Source organism: Streptomyces sp. URMC 126 (genome assembly GCF_051386555.1).
In the GTDB taxonomy this organism is placed as follows: Bacteria; Actinomycetota; Actinomycetes; order Streptomycetales; family Streptomycetaceae; genus Streptomyces.
This window is the reverse complement of record NZ_JBPQTX010000893.1, coordinates 1-270: the sequence shown is the minus strand read 5'-3', so window position 1 is coordinate 270 and position 270 is coordinate 1. Positions and strand designations below refer to the sequence as shown.

General features: G+C 71.5%; 1 protein-coding gene. It reads left to right on the top strand.

Annotated elements, in window-relative coordinates; translation table 11 throughout:
* Positions 1 to 270: AIM24 family protein (locus ACSNOK_RS34375; RefSeq protein WP_436784648.1), on the top strand; the 270-nt coding region annotated here is incomplete at both ends.

Below are 270 nucleotides of genomic sequence, written 5' to 3'. Positions count from 1 at the left end.
AGCCAGGACCGCTACGCCCTGCAGAACCCGCAGCTGCTGCGGGTCCTGCTCGGCGGCCAGGACGACGTGCTCGCCCGCAAGGGCGCGATGGTCGCCTACCAGGGCCTGGTGGAGTTCGACGGGGAGTACCGGAGCGCCGGGCAGCGCCGCAGGCAGGCGCGCACCGGTGAGGGCCTGGACCTGATGCGCTGCTCCGGGCAGGGCACGGTCTACCTGGCCAACCTCGCCCAGTACATCCACATCATGGACGTGGAGTCCGAGGGGCTGACG